Origin of the sequence: Candidatus Pelagibacter sp. HIMB1593, from assembly GCF_052047755.1 — a bacterium.
In the GTDB taxonomy this organism is placed as follows: domain Bacteria; phylum Pseudomonadota; class Alphaproteobacteria; order Pelagibacterales; family Pelagibacteraceae; genus Pelagibacter.
The window spans coordinates 834,617-858,074 of sequence record NZ_JBNAJK010000001.1 but is presented as its reverse complement, the minus strand read 5'-3'; the positions used below and the strand labels follow the sequence as shown (position 1 = coordinate 858,074).

General features: G+C 30.8%; 27 protein-coding genes and 3 tRNA genes. 4 read left to right on the top strand and 26 right to left on the bottom strand.

Going from position 1 to position 23,458, the window contains the following annotated elements; genetic code table 11:
- The 18 genes from nuoK to ACTTA0_RS04400 form a co-directional block, all read right to left on the bottom strand.
- Window positions 1-312, bottom strand: a complete 312-nt coding sequence (gene nuoK / locus ACTTA0_RS04485; RefSeq protein WP_075506644.1) for an NADH-quinone oxidoreductase subunit NuoK — start codon at window positions 310-312, stop codon at window positions 1-3.
- Window positions 305-937, bottom strand: a complete 633-nt coding sequence (locus ACTTA0_RS04480; RefSeq protein ID WP_440676244.1) for an NADH-quinone oxidoreductase subunit J — start codon at window positions 935-937, stop codon at window positions 305-307. Before ACTTA0_RS04480 ends, nuoK begins: the two co-directional genes overlap by 8 nt.
- A complete protein-coding gene (nuoI, locus tag ACTTA0_RS04475) occupies window positions 938-1,423 on the bottom strand; it encodes an NADH-quinone oxidoreductase subunit NuoI (RefSeq protein ID WP_075506642.1) in 486 nt (161 codons plus the stop codon).
- A 2-nt stretch (window positions 1,424-1,425) separates the two neighbouring features.
- Window positions 1,426-2,424, bottom strand: coding sequence for an NADH-quinone oxidoreductase subunit NuoH (gene nuoH, locus ACTTA0_RS04470; protein WP_440676243.1), 999 nt, complete (start codon window positions 2,422-2,424; stop codon window positions 1,426-1,428).
- Window position 2,425: 1 nt separating this feature from the next.
- Window positions 2,426-4,456 carry an NADH-quinone oxidoreductase subunit NuoG gene (gene nuoG, locus ACTTA0_RS04465; RefSeq protein WP_440676242.1) on the bottom strand — a complete coding sequence of 677 codons (2,031 nt, stop codon included), beginning with the start codon at window positions 4,454-4,456 and terminating at the stop codon, window positions 2,426-2,428.
- The gene (gene nuoF, locus ACTTA0_RS04460; protein ID WP_440651301.1) at window positions 4,449-5,780 is read right to left on the bottom strand and encodes an NADH-quinone oxidoreductase subunit NuoF; all 1,332 of its coding nucleotides are present in this window, start codon (window positions 5,778-5,780) and stop codon (window positions 4,449-4,451) included. Before nuoF ends, nuoG begins: the two co-directional genes overlap by 8 nt.
- On the bottom strand, window positions 5,773-6,381 hold the full coding sequence (gene nuoE / locus ACTTA0_RS04455; RefSeq protein ID WP_075506638.1) for an NADH-quinone oxidoreductase subunit NuoE: 609 nt from the start codon (window positions 6,379-6,381) through the stop codon (window positions 5,773-5,775). Before nuoE ends, nuoF begins: the two co-directional genes overlap by 8 nt.
- Window positions 6,378-7,553: an NADH-quinone oxidoreductase subunit D gene (locus ACTTA0_RS04450; protein ID WP_218836792.1), complete on the bottom strand. Its 1,176-nt coding sequence runs from the start codon at window positions 7,551-7,553 to the stop codon at window positions 6,378-6,380. Before ACTTA0_RS04450 ends, nuoE begins: the two co-directional genes overlap by 4 nt.
- Window positions 7,537-8,142 carry an NADH-quinone oxidoreductase subunit C gene (locus tag ACTTA0_RS04445; protein WP_440676241.1) on the bottom strand — a complete coding sequence of 202 codons (606 nt, stop codon included), beginning with the start codon at window positions 8,140-8,142 and terminating at the stop codon, window positions 7,537-7,539. Before ACTTA0_RS04445 ends, ACTTA0_RS04450 begins: the two co-directional genes overlap by 17 nt.
- Window positions 8,143-8,144: 2 nt before the next feature.
- On the bottom strand, window positions 8,145-8,660 hold the full coding sequence (locus ACTTA0_RS04440) for a NuoB/complex I 20 kDa subunit family protein (RefSeq protein WP_425321967.1): 516 nt from the start codon (window positions 8,658-8,660) through the stop codon (window positions 8,145-8,147).
- A 10-nt stretch (window positions 8,661-8,670) separates the two neighbouring features.
- Window positions 8,671-9,039 (bottom strand): NADH-quinone oxidoreductase subunit A, encoded by a 369-nt coding sequence (locus tag ACTTA0_RS04435; protein WP_075506634.1) that lies wholly within the window; start codon window positions 9,037-9,039, stop codon window positions 8,671-8,673.
- An 88-nt stretch (window positions 9,040-9,127) separates the two neighbouring features.
- Window positions 9,128-9,204: transfer RNA gene (locus ACTTA0_RS04430), tRNA-Asp, on the bottom strand.
- Window positions 9,205-9,216: 12 nt separating this feature from the next.
- Window positions 9,217-9,292 (bottom strand) — tRNA-Val (locus ACTTA0_RS04425).
- Between the two features lie 50 nt (window positions 9,293-9,342).
- Window positions 9,343-11,721: an endopeptidase La gene (gene lon / locus ACTTA0_RS04420; RefSeq protein WP_075506633.1), complete on the bottom strand. Its 2,379-nt coding sequence runs from the start codon at window positions 11,719-11,721 to the stop codon at window positions 9,343-9,345.
- 60 nt (window positions 11,722-11,781) lie between these two features.
- Complete coding sequence (gene clpX / locus ACTTA0_RS04415; protein ID WP_440676240.1) at window positions 11,782-13,050, bottom strand: ATP-dependent Clp protease ATP-binding subunit ClpX; 1,269 nt, start codon at window positions 13,048-13,050, stop codon at window positions 11,782-11,784.
- Between the two features lie 89 nt (window positions 13,051-13,139).
- Window positions 13,140-13,751, bottom strand: coding sequence for an ATP-dependent Clp endopeptidase proteolytic subunit ClpP (gene clpP, locus ACTTA0_RS04410; protein ID WP_262589313.1), 612 nt, complete (start codon window positions 13,749-13,751; stop codon window positions 13,140-13,142).
- Between the two features lie 32 nt (window positions 13,752-13,783).
- A complete protein-coding gene (gene tig / locus ACTTA0_RS04405) occupies window positions 13,784-15,241 on the bottom strand; it encodes a trigger factor (protein WP_440676239.1) in 1,458 nt (485 codons plus the stop codon).
- 10 nt (window positions 15,242-15,251) lie between these two features.
- Window positions 15,252-15,336: transfer RNA gene (locus ACTTA0_RS04400), tRNA-Leu, on the bottom strand.
- Between the two features lie 84 nt (window positions 15,337-15,420).
- On the opposite strand from ACTTA0_RS04400, the gene ACTTA0_RS04395 reads away from it, so the two are divergent.
- The 3 genes from ACTTA0_RS04395 to ACTTA0_RS04385 are packed head-to-tail and all read left to right on the top strand — an operon-like array spanning window position 15,421 to window position 16,250.
- Window positions 15,421-15,672: a DUF1289 domain-containing protein gene (locus tag ACTTA0_RS04395; protein ID WP_440676238.1), complete on the top strand. Its 252-nt coding sequence runs from the start codon at window positions 15,421-15,423 to the stop codon at window positions 15,670-15,672.
- Window positions 15,665-15,835 carry a hypothetical protein gene (locus ACTTA0_RS04390; protein WP_440676237.1) on the top strand — a complete coding sequence of 57 codons (171 nt, stop codon included), beginning with the start codon at window positions 15,665-15,667 and terminating at the stop codon, window positions 15,833-15,835. Before ACTTA0_RS04395 ends, ACTTA0_RS04390 begins: the two co-directional genes overlap by 8 nt.
- Window positions 15,822-16,250, top strand: coding sequence for a hypothetical protein (locus ACTTA0_RS04385; RefSeq protein ID WP_440676236.1), 429 nt, complete (start codon window positions 15,822-15,824; stop codon window positions 16,248-16,250). The genes ACTTA0_RS04390 and ACTTA0_RS04385 overlap by 14 nt, the downstream gene beginning before the upstream one ends.
- On the opposite strand, the gene ACTTA0_RS04380 is transcribed toward ACTTA0_RS04385, so the two are convergent.
- On the bottom strand, window positions 16,247-16,384 hold the full coding sequence (locus ACTTA0_RS04380; RefSeq protein ID WP_440676235.1) for a hypothetical protein: 138 nt from the start codon (window positions 16,382-16,384) through the stop codon (window positions 16,247-16,249). The two genes, ACTTA0_RS04385 and ACTTA0_RS04380, sit on opposite strands and share 4 nt — an antisense overlap.
- A gap of 10 nt (window positions 16,385-16,394) precedes the next feature.
- Window positions 16,395-16,952: a histidine phosphatase family protein gene (locus tag ACTTA0_RS04375; protein WP_440676234.1), complete on the bottom strand. Its 558-nt coding sequence runs from the start codon at window positions 16,950-16,952 to the stop codon at window positions 16,395-16,397.
- A gap of 2 nt (window positions 16,953-16,954) precedes the next feature.
- Here ACTTA0_RS04375 and ACTTA0_RS04370 point away from each other — a divergent pair, with 2 nt between their 5' ends.
- Window positions 16,955-17,635, top strand: coding sequence for a uracil-DNA glycosylase (locus ACTTA0_RS04370; protein WP_440676233.1), 681 nt, complete (start codon window positions 16,955-16,957; stop codon window positions 17,633-17,635).
- Here ACTTA0_RS04370 and ACTTA0_RS04365 read toward each other — a convergent pair.
- The 6 genes from ACTTA0_RS04365 to ACTTA0_RS04340 form a co-directional block, all read right to left on the bottom strand.
- Complete coding sequence (locus tag ACTTA0_RS04365; protein WP_440676232.1) at window positions 17,628-18,044, bottom strand: YbgC/FadM family acyl-CoA thioesterase; 417 nt, start codon at window positions 18,042-18,044, stop codon at window positions 17,628-17,630. The two genes, ACTTA0_RS04370 and ACTTA0_RS04365, sit on opposite strands and share 8 nt — an antisense overlap.
- A gap of 67 nt (window positions 18,045-18,111) precedes the next feature.
- Window positions 18,112-18,762 (bottom strand): DUF3047 domain-containing protein, encoded by a 651-nt coding sequence (locus ACTTA0_RS04360; protein WP_440676231.1) that lies wholly within the window; start codon window positions 18,760-18,762, stop codon window positions 18,112-18,114.
- 193 nt (window positions 18,763-18,955) lie between these two features.
- Window positions 18,956-19,960, bottom strand: a complete 1,005-nt coding sequence (locus ACTTA0_RS04355; RefSeq protein WP_440676230.1) for an alcohol dehydrogenase catalytic domain-containing protein — start codon at window positions 19,958-19,960, stop codon at window positions 18,956-18,958.
- A gap of 1 nt (window position 19,961) precedes the next feature.
- Window positions 19,962-21,419 carry a cytosine permease gene (locus tag ACTTA0_RS04350; RefSeq protein ID WP_440676229.1) on the bottom strand — a complete coding sequence of 486 codons (1,458 nt, stop codon included), beginning with the start codon at window positions 21,417-21,419 and terminating at the stop codon, window positions 19,962-19,964.
- 26 nt (window positions 21,420-21,445) lie between these two features.
- The gene (locus ACTTA0_RS04345; RefSeq protein WP_440634050.1) at window positions 21,446-22,780 is read right to left on the bottom strand and encodes a TRAP transporter large permease; all 1,335 of its coding nucleotides are present in this window, start codon (window positions 22,778-22,780) and stop codon (window positions 21,446-21,448) included.
- Entirely contained in the window at window positions 22,780-23,394 is a 615-nt protein-coding gene (locus ACTTA0_RS04340; RefSeq protein WP_440614476.1) for a TRAP transporter small permease subunit, read from the bottom strand. The genes ACTTA0_RS04345 and ACTTA0_RS04340 overlap by 1 nt, the downstream gene beginning before the upstream one ends.
- Between the last annotated feature and the right edge of the window lie 64 nt (window positions 23,395-23,458).

The following is a 23,458-nucleotide window of genomic DNA, read 5'->3' as shown; positions in this document are numbered from 1 at the left end:
TTATCCTTTCAACTCATCAATTTCTTCAACTCTGATAGTTCCAGAGTTTCTATAGTAAACAACGATTATAGCTAAACCAATCGCAGCTTCTGCAGCTGCTACAGTTAAAATAAATAAGGTAAATACTTGACCAGCTAAATCTCCAAGAAAAATTGAAAAAGCAACTAAGTTGATGTTTACAGCTAATAAAATCAACTCAATACTCATCAATATAACAATAATATTTTTTCTGTTAAGAAAAATTCCAATAACTCCAATTGAAAAAATCACAGCACCTAAAGTTAAATAGTGCCCTAAACCTATCTCAGTCATCTATTTTAACTCCTTTGTTAGAAGCAACTTCTATAACACTTACTCCTTCAGCTCTTTCACGAGAAATTTGTTTTAAATAACTTTGTCTTTTGACGTTTGACCTTTGTCTAAAAGTCAGAACTATTGCTCCAACCATCGCAACTAACAAAATCATACCGCTAATTTGAAATACATGTATGTAATCAGTGTATAATATTTGACCTAATGAGTGTGTGTTACTTAAGTCTGAAACTTTTGATGAATTGTTAATATCAAAAATCTCTGGTTTGTATTTCCATCCACCAATTACAATAATTAGTTCAAAGAAAATGATTGTGCTAATAATTAATCCAACAGGAATATGTTTTGAGCTAGCAGCAGAGGCAAACCATTGATTTTTTTGTTGAGCAACATTTAGCATCATTACAACAAAAAGAAATAAAACTGCTACTGCTCCAACGTAAACAATTAACATTATCATACCCAAAAACTCGGCACCAATCATAATAAATAGACAAGAAATACTGATAAAATCTAATATTAAAAAGAAAACTGAATGGACAGTATTTTTTGATACTGTAACCATTATTGCAGACACAACCGCAATTATAGAAAAAGTGTAGAAGAAAATAGCGTGAGCAATCATTTATCTATGTGAACTATCCGCTTTAATATTAGCGTCTAGAATATTCTCCCATCTGTCACCGTTATCTAATAATTTCTCTTTTGTGTAATATAATTCTTCTCTTGTCTCAGTCGAAAATTCAAAATTTGGACCTTGGACTATTGCATCAACAGGACAAGCTTCTTCACATAGACCACAATAAATGCATTTCATCATATCAATGTCATAACGAGTAGTTTTTCTACTGCCATCTTCTCTTTGAGCAGATTCAATTGTAATTGCTTGGGCTGGACATACAGCTTCACAAAGTTTACATGCAATACATCTTTCTTCTCCATTTGGATATCTTCTTAAAGCGTGCTCACCTCTAAATCTTGGGCTTATTTTTCCTTTTTCAAAAGGATAATTGATTGTTTTTTTTGGTTTAAACAATTCTTTTATTGCAATGAACAAACCGCCTACAAAATCAACCATGAAAATAGTTTTAAAAAATCTGGATAAATTCATAATTAGTTTGTTGGTAAAAGGTTAAAGTAAAATAAATAACTTGCAGTTAAAACAACCCAAGTTAATGACAAAGGAAGAAATACTTTCCAACCTAATCTCATTAATTGGTCATATCTATATCTTGGTACAATTGCTTTTACTAAAGCAAATAAGAAAAATAAAAGTAAAATTTTTAAAATTAACCAAATTGCACCTGGAACTAAAGTAAATGGATAAATATCTATTGGAGATAACCAACCACCTAAGAATAATATAGCTCCCATAGCACACATCAATAAGATGTTTGCATACTCACCTAACCAAAACATTGCATACATCATTCCTGAATATTCTGTCTGGTATCCAGCAACTAATTCTGCTTCAGCTTCAGGTAAATCAAAAGGTGGTCTATTAGTTTCAGCTAAAGCAGAGATAAAAAATATTACAAACATTGGAAATAACGGAATTACAAACCATAGATTTTGTTGAGCAATTACGATGTCATTTAAATTCAATGAGCCTACGCACAACAATACATTGATAATAATAACCCCAATTGAAACTTCATATGATACCATTTGAGCCGCAGATCTAATTGCACCTAAAAAAGGATATTTAGAATTTGAAGCCCATCCTCCCATAATTATTCCATAAACACCTAGGGATGAAACAGCAAATAGATAAAGTATACCGACATTAATATCCGCTAAAACCTGGGTTGCGCTAAATGGTATAACAGCCCACGCAATCAAAGCTAATGTCATAGTAACAATAGGTGCTAATATAAAGATTACTTTGTTAGAGCTTGATGGAATAATTATTTCTTTAAAAATATATTTCAAAGCATCAGCCAATGATTGAAGTAATCCAAATGGTCCCACCACATTTGGTCCTTGTCTTTTTTGAACAAAAGCCCAAACTCTTCTATCTAGCCAAACAATCATAGCTACAGAAACCAAAACTGGAACTAACAAAAATAGAATTTTGTATACCTCTTGAAAAACTATATTAAAATATTCCATCTTAACCTTCTGTGCCTGTTGATTTTAAATTCGTTTTTGCATTATTGCACTCAATCATTGTTTTTGATGATTTAGCAACAACATTAGAAAAATAATAATCTTTAATTTCAATTTTTAAATTTTCATTATTAAAATCATAATTCGAGTTGTTGTTATTTTGTTCAGTTTGTTTTTCACTTTGCAATTTCAAATAATTTAACATGCTGCTATATAGCTCTTCTTTATCGTTAAACAATTTTCTATTATTCATGAATTCAGCTAGTTCATTTATTATCTGCCAATCTTCTTTTGCATCTCCAGGAGGATAAGAGGCCTTAAATGCTTTTTGAATTTTTCCCTCTAAATTTGTATAATAACCGTCTTGTTCTGTGTAAGCTGAGCCAGGCAAAATTATATCTGCACACTCTGCCCCTTTGTCACCATGGCTTCCTTGATAAATAACAAATTCATTTTTTTTAACAAAATTTAAATTATCCTGACCTATTAAAAACACTATTTCAAATTTATTTGATTTTAAATCTTCTATTAAATTTGTTTTATTGTTTAAAACTCCTAAATCAAAATTTCCTACAGTTGCTGCATCACATGATAAAACATTCAAAGGATTCCAATATTCTGAGAACTTGTTTTTTTTATTCAAAAAATCTTTTAAATTATTAAACAGATATTGTGCATTTTCTAATCTTAGTAAGGACTCACCAATTATGATCATTGGTTTTTTTGCACTTTCTATTTCTTTTGAAAGTTTATGTGTGTCATCTATAATTTCTTTAATTGTTTTAGTTTGCCCATCTAAACTTTCATAAGGATAAGTTAGATCTCCACAATCATTTAATGATACAATTCTTGTACTATTATTTAGATAAGATTTTCTAATTCTTGCATTTAAAATTGTAGCTTCGTATCTAGGATTGGCGCCCAATAATAAAATTAAATCAGCATCTTCAATTCCATTAATTGAGGAATTAAACAAATAATTTTCTCTTTTTGAAATATTAATATATCTATTATCTGATCTTGACTCATAATTATCAGTTTCAACTGTTCGCTCAAAAAATTCTTTAAAAATGTAAGCAGTTTCCATGTTTGTTAAATCTCCAACAAAACCAGATACTTTTTCTTTAGATGTATTTTCTAATTTAGATTTTATTATTTTATAAACTTCTTGCCATGAAGCTTTCTCAAATTTACCGTTGTATTTAATATATGGAGTATCTAATCTTTGATGAAGTAAACCATCACACGCATATCTAGTTTTATCTGAAATCCATTCTTCATTAATATCTTCATTTATTATTGGGAGAACTCTTTTTACTTCCCAATCGTATGTATCAACTCTAATATTTGAACCGATTGCATCCATAACATCAATTGTTTCAGTCTTTTTTAATTCCCATGGTCTCGCTTCAAAAACATAAGGTTTTGATGTCAAGGCTCCTACAGGACATAAATCAACTACATTGGCAGATAATTCTGATTTCATTGATTGCTCAAGATATGTTGTAATTTGCATATCTTCACCTCTGCCTATAGCACCAAGTTCTGGAACTCCTGCAACTTCAGTAGCAAATCGCACACATCTTGTACAATGTATACATCTTGTCATTTGAGTTTTGATTAATGGTCCCATATTTTTTTCAGGAACTGCTCTTTTATTTTCTTTGAATCTTGATTTGTCTACCCCATAAAACATTGATTGATCTTGCAGATCACACTCACCACCTTGGTCACATACAGGACAATCTAAAGGGTGATTTGCTAGTAAAAATTCCATTACACCTTTTCTAGCCTTTTCAACTAAACTTGTGTTTGTTTTAATGTTCATTCCTTCGGCAGCAGGCATTGCGCATGAAGCAATAGGTTTCGGTGATTTCTCCATTTCCACCAAACACATTCTACAATTTCCAGCTATAGATAATTTTTCATGATAACAAAATCTAGGTATCTCAACTCCTGCTTTTTCACATGCTTGAAGAACTGTTAGTCCTTCTTCAACTTCTACATCAATGTCATTTACTTTTAATTTAAGCATTTTTTTTATCTAATAAATGTTGATCAACCAAATAAGGTATATTATTTTTTTTTTGAACAATTGGGTCCAAATTGTTTCTTTCTTGAATTTCTTTTTTAAAATGTCTTAACAAACCTTGAACTGGCCATGAAGAACCTTCTCCAAACGCACAAATTGTATGACCAGCGATTTGGGTTGTTACATCTCCTAACATGTCAACTTCATCTTTAGTTGCATCGCCTTTTGCCATACGCTCAAGCATTCGCCACATCCATCCAGAACCTTCTCTACAAGGTGTACATTGTCCACAACTTTCATGTTTGTAAAATCTAGCAATTCTCGCCATACATTTAATAATGTCTTGATCTTTATTGATAACCACTATTCCTGCTGTTCCTAATCCACTTTTTTCTTCGACACACGCATCAAAATCCATCTTTAATGTTTCGCATCTATCTTTTGGAATTAGAGGCATAGAAGATCCACCTGGTATTACAGCTTGTAAATTATCCCATCCACCAATCACTCCACCAGCGTGAACTTCTATTAATTCTTTTAAAGGAATACTCATTTCCTCTTCTACATTACACGGATTATTAACATTTCCAGAAATACAGAATATTTTAGTACCTGTATTTTTTTCTCTTCCTAAAGAAGCAAACCATTTCGCTCCTCTTCTTAGAATAGTTGGCACTACAGCAATCGTTTCAACATTATTAATTATAGTTGGGCATCCATATAATCCAATCAAAGCTGGGAAAGGTGGTTTTAATCTTGGTTGACCTTTTTTACCCTCTAAACTTTCAAGTAATGCTGTTTCTTCACCACAAATATACGCTCCTGCTCCATAATGGATATAAATATCTAAATCCCACCCAGTTCCAGCTGCATTTTTTCCTAATAGTTTTTTCTCATAAGCCTCATCTATTGCAGCTTGGAGTTTTTGACCATCAATAAAATATTCTCCTCTAATATATATGTAGCAGACGTGTGCTTGAACTGCGTATGATGCTATTAGACAACCCTCTATTAATTTATGAGGTTCAAATCTTAAAATATCTCTATCTTTACAAGTACCTGGTTCAGATTCATCACCATTAATAACTAAATAGTGTGGTCTTGATCCAACTTCTTTTGGTGCAAATGACCACTTTAAACCTGTAGGAAATCCTGCGCCACCTCGACCTCTAAGCTGAGACTCTTTAATTTCATTAATAATCCAATCTCTTCCTTTTTCAGTAATTTCTTTAGTGTTTACCCAATCACCTCTTGATTGTGACGCTGCTACATCAGAGCCTTTATCGTTATATAAATTTTGAAAAATTCTATCTTGATCTTTAAGCATTTTTTAAATCCGTTAGTGTTTTTCTATTGTTCTCTGGCTCATTATTAATTCTTCCTCTGTATGAACCTGGTTTTGGAGTTTCTCCATTTAAAATTTTATCCAAAATCTCAGATGTTTTTTCTTTATCAAGATCTTCGTAATAATCATCATTTATTTGCATCATAGGAGCAGTCACGCATGCACCAAGACACTCAACCTCCATCCATGAACAACTCTTGTCGCTTGATAATTCACATTCATTTTCAGAAATTTTTTCCTTACAAGCTTCAACCAATTTATTTGCACCTCTAATCATACATGGTGTTGTGGTACATACTTGAACAAAATATTTTCCAACAGGTGATAGATTGTACATTGTGTAGAAAGTAGCCACCTCATAAACTTTTATATAAGGCATGTCTAAAAACTTAGCGATATACTTCATTGCAGCTAATGGTATCCAATTATTATTTTGTCTTTGAGCAATATAAAGTAAGGCCATCACAGCGCTTTGTTGTTTTCCTTTTGGATATTTTGCAACAATATTATTTGCAGCTTCTAAAGAGGAAGCATTAAATTCAAAACTTTCTGGTTGATCTTTTGCTGGTTTTCTTAAGCTCATCTATCAACCTCACCAAAAACAATATCTAATGAACCTAGAACAGCTGGTACATCTGCTAACATGTGTCCTTTAATTAAATAATCCATTGATTGCAAATGTGAAAATCCTGGTGCTCTAATCTTGCATTTATAAGGTTTGCTCGAACCATCAGAAATTAAATAAACTCCAAATTCTCCCTTTGGTGCTTCAACAGCTGTATAAATTTCGTCCTTAGGTACTCTATAACCCTCTGTAAATAATTTAAAATGATGAATTAACGCTTCCATTGATTGTTTAATATCTTTTTTTGATGGTGGACTAATTTTACCATCTAATGATTTAATTGGACCTTTTTCCATTTTAGATAAACATTGTTTAATAATAGAAACACTCTCTTTCATTTCTTCAATTCTGCATAAATATCTATCGTAGCAATCACCATTTTTTCCAACTGGTATTTTAAAATCTAAATCCTCATAACAATCATAAGGTTGTGACTTTCTTAAATCCCAAGGCACTCCTGATCCTCTAATCATAACTCCTGAAAACGAATAATCTAAAGCATCCTCTTTACTTACAATTCCAATATCAACGTTTCTTTGTTTAAAAATTCTATTATCTGTTAAGAGACTTTCTAAATCATTAATCACTTTTGGAAATGTGTCGCAAAAGTTTGAGATATCTTCCTCTAAACCTTTGGGTAAGTCTTGGTGAACACCACCTGCTCTAAAGTAGTTAGCGTGTAATCTTGATCCAGAGGCTCTTTCATAAAAAGTCATTAATGTTTCTCGCTCTTCAAATCCCCAAAGTGATGGAGTTAAAGCGCCAACATCAAGCGCTTGAGTAGTAACGTTAAGAATATGACTTAATATTCTTCCAATTTCACAAAAAATAACCCTTATATACTGAGCTCTAATCGGTACATCTATTTTAAGAATTTTTTCTACAGCAAGGGCAAAGGCATGTTCTTGATTCATTGGCGCTACATAATCCAAACGATCAAAATACGGAACGGCTTGCATGTAAGTTTTGTTTTCAATTAATTTTTCCGTACCTCTGTGAAGCAAGCCTATATGTGGGTCTGCTTTTTCAACAACCTCACCATCTAATTCTAATATTAATCTTAATACACCGTGAGCTGCTGGATGTTGAGGACCAAAGTTTAGATTTAAATTTTTAATTTTTTTTGTCATTATTTTCAATTTCTTCTTTAATATATTTTGTTCCTTCCCAAGGACTCTCGTAATCAAAATTTCTATAATTTTGCTCTAGTTTAACTGGTTCGCTGATAACTTTTTTTTGATCTTCGCTATACCTAACTTCAGAATGACCAGTTAAAGGAAAATCTTTTCTTAAAGGATGTCCTTCAAACCCATAATCTGTAAGTATTCTTCTTAAGTCGGGATGATCTTTGAAATTTACACCATACATATCAAAAACTTCTCTTTCCATCCAATTTGCTGCAGGAAAAACGCTTGTTAAAGAAGGTATAACTTCATTTTCAGAAATAGAGTATTTTAGAATTAGTCTTTGATTAAATTCATGACTTAAAAATAAGTAAACTAATTGAAATCTTTGATTATTTTCAGGATAATCTACAACTGTAATATCTATTAACTGTCGAAATTTTGTATCTAAATTAGTTTTTAAAAATAAAATTACATCTAAAAAATCATCTTTATCTGTCTCTAGATAAATTTGATTATGTTTTATTTCTGAATTGTTAATTTTCGTGGTTAACTCAGAATTAATTTTTTTTTCTAGATCCTCTAAACTATTCATGACTATCTTATAAAAGATCCCTTTTTTCTAATTTTTTTTTGTAATTGCAAAATTCCATATAATAACGCCTCAGCTGAAGGAGGACATCCTGGAACATATACATCAACTGGAACTATACGATCACACCCTCTAACAACTGAATAAGAATAATGATAATAACCTCCACCATTAGCACAGCTACCCATAGAAATTACATATCTCGGTTCTGGCATTTGATCATAAACTTTTCTTAAAGCTGGTGCCATTTTATTTGTCAATGTTCCGGCAACAATCATTACATCTGATTGTCTTGGTGATCCACGTGGAGCAGCTCCAAATCTTTCCAGGTCATATCTAGGCATTGCTGTTTGCATCATTTCAACCGCACAGCATGCAAGACCAAAAGTCATCCAATGCAAAGAGCCAGATCTTGACCAATTAATTAAGTTATCCAACGATGTGGTTATAAAACCATTTTTACTAAAATCTTTAGCAAGTTGTTTAAACTCTTCAGGAACTTGTTCTATTTTATCGTTCATTAAATTAATTTTATTCCCAATCTAGAGCGCCTTTTTTCCACTCATAAATAAAACCAACTGTTAGTATGAATAGAAAAATCATCATTGATGAAAAACCTAATAGACCAATGTTTCCTAATGATATTGCCCATGGAAATAGAAAGGCAATTTCAAGATCAAATATGATAAATAGAATTGCAACTAAGTAAAATCTTACATCGAACTCCATTCTAGAGTCTTGAAATGGTTCGAAACCACATTCATATGCAGATAACTTTTCTGGATCAGGTTTTTTTGGAGAAAGTAAAAAATTTAACACTACAAAAGCAACACTTAAACCAAGAGCGATAACTAAAAATAGAATAATTGGTAGGTAATCTTTTAAAAATTCAGATAACATGGAAATCTATATATCAGTTTTTATCTGATGTTGAAGGGAAGATAAGTCACATTTTGTTAATATTAATATACAGTTTAATGGGAAAAAGTGGCGGGAGTGAAGGGACTCGAACCCTCGACCTATCGCGTGACAGGCGATCGCTCTAACCAACTGAGCTACACCCCCACTTAATTTGTTTGGTGGGCAGTAAAGGACTCGAACCTTTGACCCCCTCGGTGTAAACGAGATGCTCTACCAACTGAGCTAACCGCCCCAAAACAGAGCTACTTATTACATCAACACTTAAATAAAGTAAATTAATTATTATTGAATACTAGCTTGAGATTTATCGTCTTTTTTAGCTAAATCTACCTCAACCCATTCTGTAGGTTTAAGTTCTTTAGTTAAAGCAATTTTAATTACCTGGTCAGCATATTCAACTGGTGTAATTTTAATATCATCTATAATTTTCTTAGGCATATCCACCAAATCTTTTTCATTTTCTTTTGGAATCAAAACTTCTTTAATTCCAGCTCTATGAGCAGCTAGTAATTTTTCTTTAAGGCCACCTATTGGTAATACTTGACCTGTTAATGTTACCTCACCAGTCATCGCAACATCTCTTCTCACAGGTATATTTGTAATCGATGAAACAATTGAAGTGACCATTCCTATTCCAGCAGATGGACCATCTTTTGGTGTTGCTCCTTCTGGTACATGAATGTGAAAATCTTTTTTCTCAAATAGAGGTGGAATGATTCCATACTCCAGACATTTTGATCTAACAAAAGATTTTGCAGCTTTTACAGACTCTTGCATTACATCACCTAGCTTACCAGTAATTTGCATTCTACCTTTACCAGGCATAGTTACTGTTTCAATTTTTAAAATTTCCCCACCGTACTCAGTCCAAGCAAGTCCAGTTACAATACCAACTCTATTTTCAGATTCTAACTCACCAAACTTAAATTTAGCTACACCAAGAAAATCAGATAAGTTTTTGTTATTAATTTGAACTTCTTTTTCCTCACCCGCTACAATTTTCTTAACAACTTTTCTAGCAAGTTTAGAAATTTCTCTTTCTAAATTTCTAACTCCTGATTCTTTTGTGTATCCTCTAATTACTTCTTTTATGATGTCGTCTTCCAATTTCATTTCTTTTTCTTTAACACCATTATCTTTAATTTGTTTAGGAAGTAGATATTTATTAGCTATACTTATTTTTTCATCCTCAGTATAACCAGCTAATCTTATTACTTCCATTCTGTCCAATAATGGAGGCAATATATTTAAAGTATTTGCCGTTGTTACAAACATTACATCAGATAAATCATAATCAACTTCTAAATAGTGATCGTTAAAAGTTGTATTTTGTTCTGGGTCTAGTGCTTCTAATAATGCTGAGGATGGATCACCTCTATAATCATTTCCAATTTTATCTATCTCATCTAATAAAATTAAAGGATTTTTTGTTCCAGCTTTTTTCATCATTTGAATTATTTTACCTGGTAATGATCCGATATAAGTCCTTCTGTGCCCTCTTATTTCTGCTTCGTCTCTCATCCCACCTACGGACATTCTAACAAATTCTCTGTTAGTTGCTTTTGCGATAGATTTACCTAAAGATGTTTTACCAACACCAGGAGGACCAACTAAACATAATATTGGGCCTTTAATTTTTTCCATTCTTTTTTGAACAGCTAAAAATTCTATTATTCTCTCTTTAACTTTCTCTAGTCCAAAATGATCTTTATCAAGAATATTTAATGCCTTCGTTAAATCGATATCAACTTCACTTTTTTTGTGCCAAGGTAGTTCCGTCATCCAATCAAGGTAGTTTCTAACCACCGTAGCTTCAGCTGACATTGGGCTCATGTTTTTCAATTTTTTAAGTTCTTGTAGACATTTCTTTTCAACTTCTTTTGGCATTTTTGCTTTTGTGATAGCTTTATTTAAACTAGTTGTTTCGTCTTTGCCGTCTTCAATCTCACCAAGTTCTTTTTGAATAGCTTTAAGTTGTTCATTTAAGTAATATTCTCTCTGAGTTTTCTCCATTTGAGTTTTAACTCTTCCTCGAATTCTTTTCTCTACGCCAATTATGCTTGTTTCGTTCTCCATAATTTTAATTATGGCGTTTAATCTCTTTTTAACATCAACGGTTTCAAAAATTTGTTGTTTTTCTGAAATTGTAGCTGTGATGTGTGAGGCAATATTATCAGCTATTTGAGAAGGATCTTTTAGCTGCTTAATGGTGTTTATTGTTTCGTTCGAAATTTTCTTATTTATAGAAGTTAACTTTTCTAATCTTCTTAAAGCAGTAGCTGCTAAAGGAAATAAATCCTCATCTTTTGGTAAGATGTCATTGAAATATGTATAATCACACGTAATAAATTTCTCATTATCTTTAAAGTCTAAAATTTTAACTCTTTTAATACCTTCAACTAAAACTTTTACAGTTCCATCGGGTAACTTTAATAATTGTAGGATGCTTCCTTCGCAACCATACATAAATACGTCCGTTTTTTTGGGATCATCTATCTCTGAATTTTTTTGTGTAACAAGAATGATCTTCTTATCTTTTTTCATCACCTCATTAAGTGCAGAAATAGATTTATCTCTTCCTACAAAAAGAGGAATTACCATGCTTGGGAAGACTACAATGTCTCTTAAAGGTAATAACGGCAATGATATTTTAACGTCCATAGGAATAATATGGATATTATATATTATATTGCAATAGGTTTTTGTTACTTATTAAGGATATTAAGCCGCTGATGTTTTGCCAGACTTAGATTTATTTTCGCCTTTAGAATGAACTAAAATCGGTTGCGATTGACCTTTAGCAGCTCCTGCATCAACAATTACTTCTTCAATATTGTCTTGACTTGGAAGATCATACATAGTTTTTAATAAAATATTTTCTAATATTGATCTCAAACCTCTTGCTCCTGTTTTTTTGTTAATTGCTTTTTGAGCTATTTCTTTAAGAGCATTTTCTTTAAATGTTAATTTCGCTCCATCTAACTTAAATAATTCTTGATATTGTTTAGTTAAAGAGTTTTTTGGTTCTTGTAAAATTTTGATCAATGATTTTTCGTCTAAATCTTCAAGAGTTGCTATCATTGGTAGTCTTCCAATAAACTCTGGTATCAATCCAAATTTCAATAAATCCTCAGGCTCCAGACCCTTCATCCACTCTCCTGTTTTTTTATCTTGAGTGTTTTTTACGTCCGCTCCAAAACCAATTGAAGTACCTTTATCTCTTTGAGAAATAATCTTGTCTAATCCAGCAAAAGCACCTCCACAAATAAAAAGAATATTTGTTGTGTCTACTTGTAAAAATTCTTGTTGAGGATGTTTTCTACCTCCTTGAGGTGGAACACTAGCAACAGTTCCTTCCATTATCTTTAATAAAGCTTGCTGAACTCCTTCTCCAGATACATCTCTTGTAATGGATGGATTCTCAGATTTTCTACTAATCTTATCAACTTCGTCGATATATACTATTCCACGTTGTGCTTTTTCAACATTGTAATCTGAAGCTTGAAGTAATTTTAAAATAATATTTTCAACATCCTCACCAACGTATCCTGCTTCTGTCAATGTTGTTGCGTCTGCCATTGTAAATGGAACATCTAAAATCCTAGCAAGAGTTTGTGCTAATAAAGTTTTACCACAACCAGTAGGACCAACTAATAAAATATTGGATTTAGATAATTCTACATTCTTACTAGTTTTGTTTTCATAGTTAAGTCTTTTGTAATGATTGTGAACAGCTACCGACAAAACTTTCTTGGCATGTGCTTGACCAATTACATAATCGTCTAGCACTGTGCAAATTTCTTTTGGTGAAGGAAGACCGTCTTGGTGTTTAACAAAAGTGTCTTTACTTTCCTCTTTTATTATATCCATACAAAGCTCAACACATTCATCACAAATAAATACAGTTGGACCTGCAATTAATTTTCTAACCTCGTGTTGGCTCTTTCCACAAAAAGAACAGTAAAGAATATTTTTATTATTTGTACTCATAATTTTTTAAACGAATCAATTTCATTACTTTATTATAGATGACTCATACTAATCAAGTTTGGATTAGTAAGTTATCAATATATTGTATATTATGATCTTTTTTCTACTACTTCGTCAATAAGACCAAATGATTTTGCGACATCAGCGGTCATGAAATTGTCTCTCTCTAATGCAGATTTTATTTCATCAACAGTTTTACCTGTGTGTTTTGAGTAAATTTCATTTAATCTTTTCTTTAATGACAAGACTTCATTTGCATGTATTTCAATGTCCGTAGCTTGTCCTTGAAAACCTGCTGAAGGTTGGTGAACCATTATTCTTGAGTTGGGTAACGAAAACCTTTTACCCTTAGTTCCTGCAGCCAACAAAAATGATCCCATTGAAGCAGCTTGTCCAATACATAAAGTTGATATATCAGGTTTTACATATTGCATGGTGTCGTAAATTCCAAGGCCAGCTGTAACCAGTCCACCAGGACTATTGATGTATAAATAAATTTCTTTTTTAGGATCTTCAGCTTCTAAAAATAATAACTGAGCTGTTACTAAGGATGCTATATTGTCATTTATCTGACCTGTTAAAAAAATAATTCTTTCCTTTAGAAGTCTTGAATAAATATCATAAGCTCTTTCACCTTTAGATGATTGCTCTACAACCATTGGCACTAAATTGCTCATATGTTCAGATAATTTTGTTGTCATAAGTTGATTCGATATAGTTATACAACTTGTGATTACTTTTTGCTAACTTTTTTTGATTTTTTAGCAGCTGGTTTTGCTTTTGCTGTTTTTGTAGAAGGTTTATTTTTCTCTGAAGTTTTTGCTGCAGGTTTCTTTTTTGTTTCTTTCTTAGTTTCGTTATCATGTGAATGATCATGGTCATGGTCATGGTCGTGATCATGTTTGTGAGCTTCTTTTAAGATTTTTTCCGCCTCATCTTTTGAAATTTCTTTTTTATTTGGTTTACCTTTTTCTTTTATCAGATTTAAAATTTTCTCTTCGTAGACTGTCCCTCTTAGATTGGCCAAAGCAGATGGATTTTTTTGATAAAAATCCATAACCATTTTTTCTTGTCCTGGCATCATCCTTAATTGTTTTTGAACTTCAGCTTGAATTTCTTGCTCACTAACGTTGATTTTATTTTTTTCACCAAATTCATTTAAGATTAATCCAGTCTTAATTCTTGTTTTTGCTTTTTCCTCAAAAGATTTTTTATTTTTTTTAGCTTCATCTTCAGACATTCCTTGTGAAAGAATCTTAACTTCTTCTTCAACTAGGTTTTCTGGAACTTCTTCAACTTTAATTTTTTCAATTTCTTTTAAAATTTGATTTTTTGAAAGTTGATCTAAAGAGTTTTTATATTCATCATTTATTTGTTTTGAAATTAAAGCTTTAAGATCTTTCAAATCTTTAGCTCCCAAATTTTTTGCAAAATCATCATCTATTTTCACCTCTTGTGCTTGTTTGACTGATAAAATTTTACAATTAAATTTAGCTTTTTTATTTACTAATTCTTTTTCAGGGTAATTCTCTGGAAGTGTTGCTTCAACAACTTTCTCATCATCTTTTTTAACACCAATTAGTTGCTTATCGAAACCTTTCAAAAATAAATCTTTACCTAATGTAAGCTGTGTATTTTTTCCTTCACTTCCTTTAAATTCATTTCCATCAATTGTTGCTTTGTAATCTAATGCAACTAGATCACCTTCTTTTGCTTTTGTATCAGGTGCACCTTCCTTAAAATTTGGTTGGTTCTTAGCAATTTCTTTTATTCTTTTATCTGTCTCACTATCATCAATTTTAACAGTGTATTCATCAAATTTAATGTTTTCTAATGATTTAATCTCTACTTTAGGTAATTCTGTAACTGACAAGACATATTCTAATTCTTTATCTTCACCATATGTCTTTAAATCTAATTTTGGCTGACCTGCTGGTTTAATTTTGTTTTCTTCCAATGCTTTTGTGGATGTATCTTTTAAAACTTTGTCTAATACTTCACCAAATACAGCTTTGCCGAATTGTCTTTTTAAAATTTCTTTTGGTACTTTTCCTGGTCTAAAACCTTTTAAATTTACTGTTCCTTTAATCTCCTCATATTTTTCATCCATATAAGAGTTCATAGTCTCTTTATCGATAAAAATTTTTAGATCTTTATTTAAACCTTTTTTATTTTCTACAGTAACTTTCATAATTATTTAATGGTAGGGCGAAAAGGACTCGAACCTTCACCGATTGCTCGACTGGTTCCTAAGACCAGCGCGTCTACCAATTCCGCCATCGCCCCAGTTAAATTAGGTGCTTTATATATTATTGAACTCATTTGTCCAATCCGAATAATAGTGTAAAAGGATATAAAAATATAAATATTATGATTATTTCGCCTTGTATTAGTATTTGCAAAACAGATCCCTCAACAGGTTATTGTTATGGCTGTGGGAGAAATAATGATGAAAAAAAACAGTGGAAACAAGAAGAAACTACAGATGAATGGAAACAAAATAATTTAGAAAGTATCAAAAAAAGATTAAGTGGTTGGCAGTTAAATAGTTTTAACGAGTCTTATGAACATAAAATAAATAACGGAATATCTTTATTCAAAAAAAGTCTTAAAAATGAGTAAATCAACAATTGTAGTTACAATTTACATTATAGGATTAATCTTTGGTGCTTTAGTTCTAGATATGTGGAGTGCTGAAACTAGCCCTAAAGCGTTACTGGGAATTGGGTGGACGGCACTATTTTTAATTGGATTATTTTTTGCTGAAAAAAATGAAAAAAAATAATTTATTTTTTTTTTCTCTCATTTTATTCCTTCTGTCATTTATAAATCATTCATTTTCAGAAATTATAATTTTAAGTAAATGTGATCACAAAGAAGATAAATATTTAAAAAATGAATACATATTTAATCTTAATGAATTAATTATGACTAGAAATTATGTTTATGCTGAAAAAACTTATCAAAAATATAGAATTACTGATTTAAGTGTAAAAAAATCAAACTCATATGTCAGAAATATTTATGAGGAAGATGGTAAAATTTTTACTTTAAAACATGGTTATCCTCAGTTTTACACTCAAATATTAATTGAAAAGAACAAGCCCGAGATATTTATTAAAAGTGTTATGAATGATATCGAAGGGATTTCAAAAATTTCTACATGTAAAAAAATAGAAAAATTTGCAAATCAAAGTTAAGACTTCTTTTTTTTATTTTCCTTAAGTTTATCTAAATTTTTTTTTTTAAAATCAAATCTACTATTTGAAATATTTGATCTATGTCTAGCAAACGCCTGTTTTTGTGCTTGTCGCATAGCTCTTTTTGAAGACATAAATACTAATTTAATATTCTATTTCTAAAGTATCAATTACTTTTAAATTTTTATCTGAAATAACAATCTCACCTGAGGATGGTGCGTAGTTTAAAAGTTCAGATATTACCACGTAATGTGTTACAAAAATTATATTTTGTTTTTGATCCCACGTATTTAAGAATTTATTAAAATCAATAACTTGTTGTTTTCTATTTTTAGCAAATTTTGCACTAAAAAATGAATTCAAAAAATTTTTTGTTTCATAATATTTAAAGGCTATTTTTGCAGTTTCTTTGCATCTGCACCATTCACTAGAGTAAATTTTGTTTATTAAAATATCATTTTGTTTAAAAAAATTTCCAATTTTTTTTGATTGTACTCTTCCCTCGTCATTTAAGTTTCTTTGAGTTTCACAATTATTGACATCAAAATTAGAAGGATCTCCTCCTCCAGGTGCATAAGCATGCCGAATAAATATTAATTTACCACCTTTTTGAAGCTCACCAATCATAGCTTCATTTGAAACTGCTTTAATTGGAGAACTTAAAAATATAAATATAATTAAAAAAAATTTTAAAATTTTCATTTATGAATAATAAATTAAAACAACTTAATAAGAAAATTATTAAATGTAGAAAATGTCCTAGATTAATTAATTTTATTAAAAAAATATCCACTGAAAAACGAAAACAAAACATAAACGAAACTTACTGGGGAAAACCAGTTCCAGGGTTTGGTAAGACAAATTCAAAATTATTAATTTTAGGATTGGCGCCAGCGGCTCATGGTGGAACCAGAACTGGAAGACCTTTCACTGGAGACAAATCAAGCGATTTCTTGTTTTCTTGTCTAAAAAAAGCAAATATTTCTAACCTACCTTATTCAGAAGGTTTAAATGATGGACTGGAATTAAAATCAACTTTTATAACCAATATATTGAAATGTGTTCCTCCTGGTGACAAACCAACAAATGAAGAATTGTCAAATTGCTCAAATCATTTTCAAAATGAGATTGAAACTTTAAGCAAAATCCAAACAATTGTTGCTTTAGGCAAAGTTGCTTTTGATAATTGTATTAAATATTACAAAAGTAAAAATAAATTAAATGGAAAGTATACTTTTAAGCATGGGAAATATTATGATTTATCAAACAAAATCAGATTGTACGCTTGTTATCATCCAAGTCCTAGAAATGTAAATACAAAATTAATATCTGAAAAAATGATAGTTAATTTTTTCAAAAATATAAAAAGAGTAACAGCTATTTAGATTTTAAAATATAAGGGTCAAAGCTATTTAAAACTATCTCAGGAATTTTTGTAGGTTTTCCGATTGTATTTACAAATACCAAATGTATTTTAGCATTCACAATTAATAAATCATCTCTGTAAATTGACTGATCCATTACAAAAGAGGTTTTTGATAAAGAGGAAATAAAAGATTTTATTGTTAAATTATCTTCTAAGTATGCTGATTTTTTATATTCAATATTACATGACTTAACGATTATTAAAGAATTAAACTCATCTTTAATTTTCAAATTACTTAAACCAATAGTTAATAGCGCTTCTGTTCTAGCTCTTTCAAAGTATTTTAAATAATTTGCATAATAAACCACTCCTCCTGAGTCGGTATCTTCATAATAAATTTTAATATTGTGAGTAAAAAGTTTGTGCATTTTCTGATATTATCATTACAGATTAAAATTTAAATAAAACTTGGTGTAATAATGATCAAAAATTGGTTTAATTTGCTGAAAAATAAATGTTCTGAAAATAGGCTATAGATTTCATTTTAGAATTATCTGTATCCGCCATAACCGCCAAGCCATCTAATTCATCTAAATCTAAATCGTGGAATTTCTTAAAATCTTCTTTTACATTTGATTTAACTGTTACCCATTCATTTAAATTAGTTTTTGTTGTTGCCATTACATTATCTATAGATTTTTTTGTGTAAGGACTTGGCCAACTTTGGCCAACATCATTGTTGCTTGAAAACACATAGTTAATTGCTCTATTTGATAATGGTGTTGCACCTGTTTTTTTAACAGCAAAAACTCTCGCCGCAAAATCATGCCCTTTTTTTGTGTCTTCCTTAATTCCAGACAAATCTTGCTCAATTTTCCAGGTAATATTTATAAAAGGTGTCTTGTTAAGATCAATTTTAACCTCTTTTCCAAGACCAGATGCTGCATTATCAGCAACCGCCTTTAAAAAATTTCCATTTTCATTTTTCCCAACCGTATAGTTTGTCTCGTTCTTTGCTCCTCTTACTTTTCTAACAGTTAATTCTGAAAGTTCTGATTCTGTAAACTCAAAAACTACAACTTCATCTGCAATAACTGAGCTGATTGAAATCAAAAAAATTGCAATGAATTTAAAAAATATTTTCATAATTTAAGTTCTTAATACATTATTTAGACAAGATTTAAACATGCAAAAATCAGAATTAATTTTTAAATAAATAATATGAAAACAATTTCAATTTTTTTACTTTTAATTTATTGGTCAATAATGATATCTGCACCAATTATGTCTAATGACCTCAAAATGGGTAGTTCTAGAGTTATAAAATTAAATTCTAATTCTAAGGTATCAGTATAATTTTAGGCGCAACACAGGTGCCATCATGAATTTGTTTAAAGGCATCACCACCATTTTTTAAATCTCTAAATTCAATCCAATCTAGAGAACCTATATCTTTGTTAGCTAATATTGCTAAAGTTTGCTCAAAATCCTTATTGGTATAACAATAAGTTCCTATTACGGTCACCTCTTGAAGTGTCATTTTTCTAAAATTAAAGGTTCCAGCTGGCTGAGTTAAGCCTATGTGTATAATTGAGCCGCCCGGCTTAACCACTTCAATAGCTTGTTGTCTTGAAATTTCCAAACCTACCGTATCAAATACAATGTCAAATTTATTACTTTCTATTTCATTATGGTCTGGTGCAACATATTTTGCATCTAAATATTTTGAGCACTCATTTAATCTCAATTTATTAGGATCAGAGAGAATTATATTTTTACTATTTTTAATTTTAGATAAAATTAAACCACATAATAATCCTATTGCACCACCACCTTGGATCAAAATTTTACATTCAGACAAAGGTTTTTTTAAAGATTGTTCACCAATTAATACTGCGTGTAGAGAAACTGCAGTTGGCTCTGCTACTGGCGCTTCATTTTTATCTAATCCATCTGGGATTTCATAAATATTTGAGTCTGGTGTTGAGACAAATTCTGCAAAAACCCCTTGTCTTTCAATTGGTTTATTCATACCTAAAATAATTCTATGAGGACAAAGATGTTCTCTTCCACTTGTGCAGTATTCACATTTACCACAAGTTATCAGAGGATTTAAAACAACGTCTTTACCCTTAAATTTACCATTTTGGACTTCACCACTAACTTCATGGCCTAATATTAACGGAGGAATTCTTCTCTCATCATGTCCATGATATGCGTGCATATCAGAACCACATATTCCTGAAGCATGGATTTTTAAAATACTTTCTCCCAAAACTTCAATTGGATTAGGTTCGTCTCTGTAAACTAATTCTTGCGTTCCAGTATATACTAAAGCTTTCATATTATTTTTTTGCCAACAAGTAATACGTTATCCAGGCTACAAATGCACCAATTAACCATGCATAAGACTGTAAAAACATTAAATTTGTGTTCCAAATTGTTGATGCTGAAAAAATAAAACCTAGAAATACTGAGTAAACACCTTTGATATGCCACCCTCTTGAATAATAGTAACTACTTTCTTTTTCTACTGAATACAAATCTTTGTTACTCAAGCTTTGTTTATTGATCAGATAATAGTCAGCAACTATTACTCCAAATAACGGTCCAAAAAATGCACCAAATGTATCTATAAAAGATAAAATGCCAATTTGACTCAAAATTGTAAGCCAAAAAATAGCTACCAACAAACCGAGGAAAGAAATTATATAACTTGCACTCCTCAAAGATAATTTATTTGGAACAAAATTTATTAGTGAATATTGAGAAGGAATAAAATTAGCTACTAAGTTCGTAGATGCCGAGGCAATCATAATAAAAAATAGTACCAATGTAGTTATTTGAATATTGTCATATTTGCCAATTATATCAGTGGGATTTGTAAAAATTCTGTCTATGTCTGAAAATTTTTGATTTAAAAGTGCATCTGATCCGGCAACAATAAATATAGAGAAAAAAGAGAAAATAATTAAATTAATAAGCAAACTTAAATTCCCTTTACCCAACTCTTTAGTATTTTTAACATTCCTAGAAATGTCCCCAAAACTAATTATTAATATTGAAAAATAAGCAAAGACAGTTCCTGCTACAGTTAAAAGTGGTAATAAATTATTAAGATCAAAAAAATTTTTGGTATTAAAAATATTTACAAAGGCTTTTGATGTTAATTTGACATCACTTAAAAAAACAAGGAAGAAAAAAACAATAATTCCTACATAAACACTGATTGCTGAAAAATTTATTATTTTTTTATTATATTGAGCACCAATACTAAACAAAAATGTTTGAAAAATAATTACAATTAAAATTGATGACCAATCGATAATATTTAAACCAAAAAAATAAAAAATAAATATATCTTGTACTAACAATGACTCATCGATAGTGAAAAGTAATATTCTAATAAGATAAGTTAAAATTTTTGATAAAAAATAAGTTTGAATTCCAAATAAGAAAATTCCAACCAAGCTTCTTATTAATCCAAAAAATTTCGCTCCATTAAATCCTAAAGAAGATCTCAACAAAACTACAAAAGGTAATCCAAACTTTTGTGAAGGTTTTCCAATAAAATTAGCAAATAAATAAACAAAAAATGAACCTAATAAAGTTCCTATCAAAACCACAAAGGTGTTTAGATTGTACATTATATAAAGTGAGGCAATTAGAGAAAAACCAATTACACTTTGTACATTAACTCCCCAGTAACAAAAAAGGTCTTTCCAATTCCAAGTTTTATAATTTGGATTTACCGAAACTAAATCCCAATTTGAGAGGGAGTATTTAACTTTAGGCTGATTCACTAAAAATTATTTTAAACTAATAATTTCTACTGTCCATACAGGAGAGTTGGTAACCAAAGTGCAATTTTAGGAAATATTATAATTAAAACCAAACCAATTATTTGAAGCACCATAAATTGCATCATTCCATAATAAATATCTTTTAAATCCCATTCAGGCACCACCCCTTTTAAGAAATACGCAGACAAAGCCACTGGTGGGGATAGCCAGGCGGTCTGGAGATTGACAGCAACTAATATTGCAAACCAAGTAAGATTAAAGCCAAGAGCTTCAATCAATGGTAAAATAATTGGCACAATAATCATTACGATTGGTACCCACTCTAAAGGCCAACCTAATAAAAATATTGCAACCATTACAATCGCTAATATTAAATATTTGTTCATGTCTAAACCTAACAAGAATTCAGTTAATAAAGTTGGAGTACCTAGTCTTGCAAAAACAGCACCAAAAAAGTTTGATGCTGCAACTAAAACCATAATTAAAGCTGTTATCTCTAAAGTTTTAACAAGTGCTTCTTGAAGTTTTGAAAAAGTTAATTTTTTGTATGCTAAAGAAAGTAGTAAAGCTCCCATTGCACCACAGCCAGCTGCTTCTGTTGGAGTTGCAAAACCAAAAAGTATGCTTCCTAATGCTGCAAACACTAAGGCTGCGGGTGGAACTAAACCTAAGAAGAATTCAATCCAAACTTCTTTCATACTAGCGGCTCTCATCTCTTCAGGAATTACAGGTCCCAATTTAGGATTTATCATACATCTTATTGTTGTGTATCCAGCGTATAAACTTGCTAAAAGAATTCCTGGAATTATAGCAGCCGCAAATAAATCAATAACTGGAATTTCCATAATTGGGCCCATAACAACAAGCATGATACTTGGAGGTATTAAAATTCCTAAAGTACCTCCAGCTGTTATCGTTCCTGCAGCAAGTCTAACATCATAGCCAGATCTATTCATTGATTTTGCTGCCATGATACCGAGTATAGTTACTGAAGCGCCAACAATCCCTGTTGCTGCAGCAAAAATAACTGAAACAAAAAGAACAGCGTAATATAATGCACCTCTAACTCTTGCGAGCATCATTTGAAATGATGAGAATAATCTTTCCATCAAACCTGCCTGCTCCATCATAATACCCATAAAGACAAAGAGTGGGACGGCGGCGAGGGTTTGTTCGGTCATGACCATCGAAAATTGGAGCGTCATTAAATAAAAGACCAATTTTCCAAACCCTAAATATCCAAATACAAAACCTAAAAATATAAGTGTAAATGAAATAGGAAATCCTACGAAAATTGCAAAAAGCATTACTCCTACCAGAATAAAACCTAAATATGCTGGATCTATAAATTCAGCTAACATTATTCATCTTCTCCTGGCCATTTTCCTCTAGTAGCAGCCCAATAACTTTTTAATAATTCTGAAATACCTTGGATTAATAAAAATACTATACCAACCAATAAACAAGTTTTAATTGGCCACATATAAGGCATCCATGTAGTATCCATTCCTCTTTCACCTCTTTGAATAGATTCACCTACATAACCAATTGTCATATAAAGAAAGACTATTAGTCCTGGAAAATAAAATAAAATATATAACCAAAAATCAATAGTTCCTTGGTTTTTTGTTTTGAAATTTCTGTATAAAAAATCTGCTCTTATATGAACACCTTTTGAAAGTGCATAACCTGCACCTAACATGAATAGTGCACCATACAAAAATCTACTTATGTCATAAGCCCAAATTGTAGGTGCATGAAAAAGTTTTCTCGCCAAAACTTCGTAAGTCATAGCAAAGATAAGTGGCATCAGTATCCAACAAACAACGTTACCTATCCATTTGCTAAATTTATCAATATTTACAATAGAACTTGCCATCCATGATGGCATGTCATTTGGCATCTTTCCTGAACCACCTCGCCTTTCGGCTATCATTTCATCTGATATATCTAGTTTAGTTGGTTCTTCAGCCATAAAAATTTTGTTAGAAAAATTAGAGCGGACAATTAAGTCCGCTCTAATTGAATTATAGATTAAT